Origin of the sequence: Accumulibacter sp. (genome assembly GCF_032229525.1) — a bacterium.
In the GTDB taxonomy this organism is placed as follows: domain Bacteria; phylum Pseudomonadota; class Gammaproteobacteria; order Burkholderiales; family Rhodocyclaceae; genus Accumulibacter.
Map to the genome: position 1 here is coordinate 1 of NZ_JAVTWB010000195.1, position 5,785 is coordinate 5,785.

Consider the following 5,785-nt stretch of genomic DNA (forward strand, 5'->3'; position numbering starts at 1 on the left):
CTGGCGCAAGGCAGTGACATTGACCTCTTTCATGGGCGCTCTCCGAGATGTACATATTAAATGTACGTTTGCTACCGGTGCGTGTCAAATCTCCGGTGAAGAAGATGCGAGGTGGGTGGGAAGCGGGCGTCGGCGGCCGGTGTGAAACCCGACGTCGGGACGAGCTGGCAGGACGAGGAGCGGTCGGCGAGAACGGGCAAACTGGCGTTTTCGCGGTCACCATGACGGGGCTGTGGAAATAGATTTGCATGTGCTGCGGGCGCCGATGGAAAATGAACCTTTCGCGCGTTGATTCCCTTCACGATTCGCCGACGTCGTCTCAGGGAGGCTTGTCCATGACTCTCGCTGCCCATGTGCGCCAGCTCGATAGCGGCGAGTTCGTCATCCATCAGCTCGACGATCATCTCTTTGCTGTCGCCCGGCTTGCCGGGCGCTTCGCCAAATCGATCGAGGCGGCGTCATGGGGAGAGCTTGCCGGTGTCTGGCATGACCTCGGCAAGTATCAGCCGGCGTTCCAGAAGTACATCGCTTCTGCCAGCGGGCTCGAGGCGCACATCGAAGCGCCCGGCAGAGTCAAGCACGCGATTGCCGGTGCGCTTCATGCGGCGCGCGAACGAGGACCCTACGGTCAACTGCTCGCCTACCTGATCGCCGGCCATCACGCAGGTTTGCCGGACTGGAATCCGGGGCAGGCTCCCGGCGCAGCGCTTTCGCAGGAACTGAAGAATGAAGCGGCAACGCTGGCGCAAGCGATCGCCGGTGGCGTGCCGCAAGCCATCCTCGCCCCAAGCATCGCCCTGGGCAGCCCGACGATTCGCAAGAGTGAGGATCTTCACTTCTGGCTGCGGATGCTCTTTTCCTGCCTGGTCGACGCCGACTTTCTCGACACCGAGGCATTCATGGCCGACGGGCGGGCGGAAATGCGTGGCGGTTACCCCGAAATCCTGGTGCTGCGTGAGGCGTTCGAGCGGCACATGGCGAGCCGTTTCGCAATTGCGGATACGCCGGTCAAGCGCTTGCGCGGCGAGATACTCGCCCGTTGCATCAAGCACGCTGCACAGCCGCCCGGGCTATTCAGCCTGACCGTTCCGACCGGCGGTGGCAAGACGCTGGCTTCACTCGGATTCGCGCTACATCACGCTGAGCAGCACGGCTTGCGACGCGTCATCTATGTGATTCCCTACACCAGCATCATCGAGCAGACGGCAGACGTCTTCCGGGGGGTTTTCGACGGGCTCGACGCCTCGCCGGTCATCGAACACCACAGCAACATCGAAGCGGAAAACGAAACGGCCAGGAGCCGCACGGCGTGTGAGAACTGGGACGCACCGATCGTGGTGACCACCAATGTCCAGTTCTTCGAATCGCTCTACGCCGCCCGCCCCTCGCGCTGTCGCAAGTTGCACAACATTGCCAACAGTGTCGTCGTTCTCGACGAGGCGCAGCTCCTGCCGCCCGAGCATCTGGCGCCAATCCTCGACGCCCTGCGGCAACTGATCGCGCACTATCGGGTCACTGTCGTGCTGTCTACCGCCACTCAGCCGGAGCTGCACAAGACGCGCTCCGATGCCTTCGGTCGTGTGCTATTGCAGGGATTGGGGGAGGCGCGTGAGCTTGCACCGGATCCGGCACGGCTTTACCGGGACCTGGAGCGGGTCACGGTAGAGCTACCCGAGTCGCCGCAGCAGCGCTGCAGTTGGCAAACCATCGCCGGCGAGCTGGCAGAACACGAGCGCGTGCTGTGCATCGTCAATCGCCGGGACGATGCTGCGACCCTCTGGGGCCTCCTGCCGGAGGGCGCGTTGCACCTGTCGGCCCGCATGTGCGGCGCACATCGTGCCGAAGTGATCGCCGAAATCCGCCGTCGCCTGATCGCTCGGGAGCCGGTGCGGGTGGTCAGCACCCAACTCGTCGAAGCCGGCGTCGATCTGGATTTCCCGGTGGTCTATCGGGCGATGGCCGGACTGGACTCGATCGCCCAGGCGGCCGGTCGCTGTAACCGCGAGGGCCGTCTGCCACAGAAAGGGCGGGTGGTCGTCTTCAATCCACCGCAGCCGTCACCAAGCGGGCTGTTGCTGAAAGCAGAACAAGCCGCGGAAATCGTCCTGATGGGCGCAGCGGGTGAGCCACTCACCCCCCTACAATTCGAGCGGTACTTCGATTGCTTTTACGGCGGAGTGAATAGCTACGACAAGGAACTGGTAATGGAACTGCTGCAGCGCGATGCGGCACTCGGGCAGATTCAGTTTCGCTCGGCCGCGCAGGCCTTCCGCTTGATTCCCGACGAAGGGCAGCGGCCGGTGATGGTCACCTGGGGCCAGGGGCGAAGCTTGGTCGAGCTGCTTAAAAAGACTGGTCCGAACCGCGACCTGATGCGCAAGCTGCAACGCCATACCGTCTCGCTCCATGAGTACCAATGGAAGCTGTTGCTGTCGCGAGGGGATCTGGAATGGCACAGGGATTTCCTGATACAGAAGAGCGATGTGCTGTATCACTCGGTGCTCGGACTATTGCCGGAAGTGCCCGATTACGCGCCGTCAAGCCTGGTTGTGTGAAAGGAGTTGTCTTGAAAAGCTATTGTCTGGAAGTAAGCGGCGACTTCGCCTGCTTCACCCGTCCGGAAATGAAGGTCGAGCGGGTGAGCTACGACGTCATGACGCCTTCGGCGGCACGGGCGATTTTCGAATCGATTCTATGGAAGCCGGCGATTCGCTGGCGCGTGACCCGGATCGACGTGCTGAAACCGATCCGCTGGGTATCACTTCGCCGCAACGAGGTCGGCGCAGTCGTGCCCGTGAACAGCGTCAAGGGCGCGATGATCAAGGGCAGCGGCGATCTCGGGCTGTACGTGGAAGACGTTCGCCAACAGCGTGCCGGGCTGTTCCTGCGCGACGTCGCTTACCGAATCCATGGTCGGTTTGAGCTTTGCGATGGCTCGGGTCACCGGCCGAACTTTCCTCACCTGGTCAAGCGACCGATCAACGATGCGGACGAGCAGCGTATCGCCGACGAAGCGAATAACCTGCCAAAGTTCATGGCCATGTTCGAGCGTCGAGCGCGCAAGGGTCAGTGTGTCAACCAGCCGTATCTGGGTTGCCGCGAGTTCGCCTGTGATTTTCGTCTGGTAGAAGACCTGCAGGCCGCGTCCGTGCCGATCGCCGAAAGTCGCGACCTTGGCTGGATGCTGCACGATCTCGATTTCGACAATCCAGCCGATCCAAAACCCCGCTTTTTCCGAGCCGAGTTGAAGAACGGTGTACTGGCGGTTCCTGACTGGAGCGACCCGGAGGTACGAGGATGATTCTCCAGGCGCTCACCGACTACTACGCGCGCAAGTCGGCAGATCCCCGAACGAGCCTGGCGCCGGAAGGGTTTGAAGTCAAAGCGATTCCGTTCGTTCTGGTGCTCGATGCGGACGGATGTCTTCTGCAGCTGGCGGATCGCCGGGAGGGGGTTGGCAAGAAGAAGGAGGCCAAAGCCGAACTGGTGCCCCAGGGCGTAAAGAAGACTTCGGGCGTAGCAGCGAATCTTCTGTGGGACACGGCCGAGTATGTGCTTGGAGTGGACGCCCGAGGAAAACCCGAGGATGCCGCGCCGCGGCATCGGAAATTCGTTGACCGGTTTCGGGAAGCCTTTCGCAGTGATCCAGAGGATGCAGGCCTTCGGGCCGTCAAGGCCTTTCTCGAACGGCACTTGCCGTCGGCCCGTGAAGAGCTGGCTGCATATCCCGCCTGGCCGGAAATCATCGAAACGAACCCCTTGCTGAGTTTCCAGTTGCACACCGATACGGTTCTGGTTTGCCAGCGGCCAGCTGTGGTCGCGGCGCTGCGGGCGGACGAAGGAGGGCAGGGCGTGCCGACAAATGGCACCTGTCTCGTCTCTGGTGAGGCCGACGTGATCGAACGGCTGCATCCATCGATCAAAGGCGTCTGGGGCGCGCAGACCTCGGGAGCGAACATCGTTTCGTTCAATCTCGATGCCTTCAGCTCGTATGGCAAGTCGCAGAGCTTCAATGCGCCGGTCGGCAGTCGAGCAGCTTTCGCTTACACCACCGCGCTGAATCACCTGCTGAGCAAGGGTTCCCGGCAACGCATACAGGTTGGCGACGCGTCGACGGTGTTCTGGGCGGAGAAGGAGAGCGGTGCGCCCTTCGAGACAGCCTTTCTGGATTTTCTCGACGCGCGCCGGGATGATCCCGATCCGGACCGTGGTACGCAAGCGGTAGCCAGCCTCTACGCCAGCGTACGCGATGGGCGAGCCTTCACCACCGACGATGCGCAGCGCTTTCACGTCCTGGGCTTATCGCCGAACGTTGCGCGCATCGCCATCCGTTTCTGGCATGTGGCCAGCATTGGCGAGTTGGCGCGTGCCTTCGTTCGTCATTTTGAAGATCTGGAAATCGATCGGCCAGGTTACGAAACGGCTGCACCGCTGTCGCTCTATCGCTTGCTGAGCAGCACAGCGCTGCAGGGCAAGGCCGAGAATATCGCCCCCAACCTCGGCGGTGACGTCATGCGCGCCATCCTGAAGGCGCTGCCGTATCCAGAAACCTTGATGCAGGGCGCCTTGCGGCGCATTCGCGCCGAACGGGAAGTGAGTTTCCCACGCGCAGCCCTGCTCAAGGCCTACCTCATCCGCAACCGCCAAGACAAGGAGATCACCGTGTCGCTCAATCCCGGAAACATCGATCCTGGCTATCGCCTCGGACGTTTGTTCGCCGCCCTGGAGCGTGTGCAGGAACGCGCCCAGGGCAACCTCAACGCCAGTATTCGCGATCGCTACTACGGCGCCTTCTCGACGACGCCGCCGACCGTCCTGCCGATGTTGATGCGGCTGAAGAATCACCACCTCGCCAAGCTGCTCAACCGCGGCGAGGCCGTCAATCTGGAGAAGCTGCTGGCCGGGATCGTCGACGGGTTGGCCGATGTGCCGGCTCGCCTGAGCCTCACCCAGCAAGCCCGTTTTGCCGTCGGCTATTACCACCAGCGCCAGTCCTTTTTCAATCGGGCCGGTGCTGAAACGACCGATCAACCTGCCACCTCTCTTGTTGAATAAGGAACGACCATGAGCCTCAACCACCGCTACGACTTTGTCCTGCTCTTTGACGTCAAGGACGGCAATCCGAACGGCGATCCGGATGCCGGTAATCTGCCCAGGCTCGATGCCGAGACCGGGCACGGGCTGGTGACCGACGTGTGCATCAAACGCAAGGTGCGCAACTACGTCGGTATCGTCTACGGAGAGCAGCCGCCCTACGAGATTTACATCAAGGAAAAGGCGATTCTCAACCAGCAGCACGAGCGCGCCTACGAAGGCATCGGCAAGAAAGACCTGCTCAAAGGCGACGACAAAAAGCGCAAAGGCGGCGACGCTGTTGACGAAGCACGCCAATGGATGTGCAGGAACTTCTTCGACGTACGCACGTTCGGGGCGGTAATGTCTACCGGAGTGAACTGTGGGCAGGTGCGCGGGCCGGTACAACTGACCTTTGCGCGCTCGGTTTCCCCGGTGGTCGCTGTGGAACACTCGATCACGCGCATGGCCGTGGCCACCGAGGCCGAAGCCGAGAAGCAGAGCGGCGACAACCGCACGATGGGCCGGAAGTTCACCGTTCCCTATGGCCTCTACCGAGCCCACGGCTTCATTTCCGCTCATCTCGCTCGGCAAACGGGGTTTGGCGAGACCGATCTGGAACTCTTCTTCAAGGCGCTGGAAAGCATGTTCGAGGAAGATCGTTCCGCGGCCCGCGGTGAAATGACTACACGTGGGCTCTACGTCTTCAGGC

Annotated in this window: 4 protein-coding genes; all 4 read left to right on the top strand. The window is 61.7% G+C overall.

Annotation, left to right across the window (positions count from 1 at the left end; translation table 11 throughout):
- Positions 1-335 precede the first annotated feature (335 nt).
- On the top strand, positions 336-2,555 hold the full coding sequence (cas3, locus tag RUW20_RS15370; protein ID WP_313953100.1) for a CRISPR-associated helicase Cas3': 2,220 nt from the start codon (positions 336-338) through the stop codon (positions 2,553-2,555).
- A gap of 11 nt (positions 2,556-2,566) precedes the next feature.
- Positions 2,567-3,301: a type I-C CRISPR-associated protein Cas5c gene (gene cas5c / locus RUW20_RS15375; protein ID WP_313953101.1), complete on the top strand. Its 735-nt coding sequence runs from the start codon at positions 2,567-2,569 to the stop codon at positions 3,299-3,301.
- On the top strand, positions 3,298-5,055 hold the full coding sequence (gene cas8c / locus RUW20_RS15380; protein ID WP_313953102.1) for a type I-C CRISPR-associated protein Cas8c/Csd1: 1,758 nt from the start codon (positions 3,298-3,300) through the stop codon (positions 5,053-5,055). Before cas5c ends, cas8c begins: the two co-directional genes overlap by 4 nt.
- A 9-nt stretch (positions 5,056-5,064) precedes the next feature.
- Positions 5,065-5,785, top strand: a 721-nt coding sequence (cas7c, locus tag RUW20_RS15385; protein ID WP_313953103.1) for a type I-C CRISPR-associated protein Cas7/Csd2, incomplete at its 3' end; no start/stop codon positions are given.

Coding starts and splice junctions, on each gene's coding strand:
- cas8c (WP_313953102.1), top strand. CDS start 3,298: ATGATTCTCCAGGCGCTCACCGACTACTACGCGCGCAAGTCGGCAGAT.
- cas3 (WP_313953100.1), top strand. CDS start 336: ATGACTCTCGCTGCCCATGTGCGCCAGCTCGATAGCGGCGAGTTCGTC.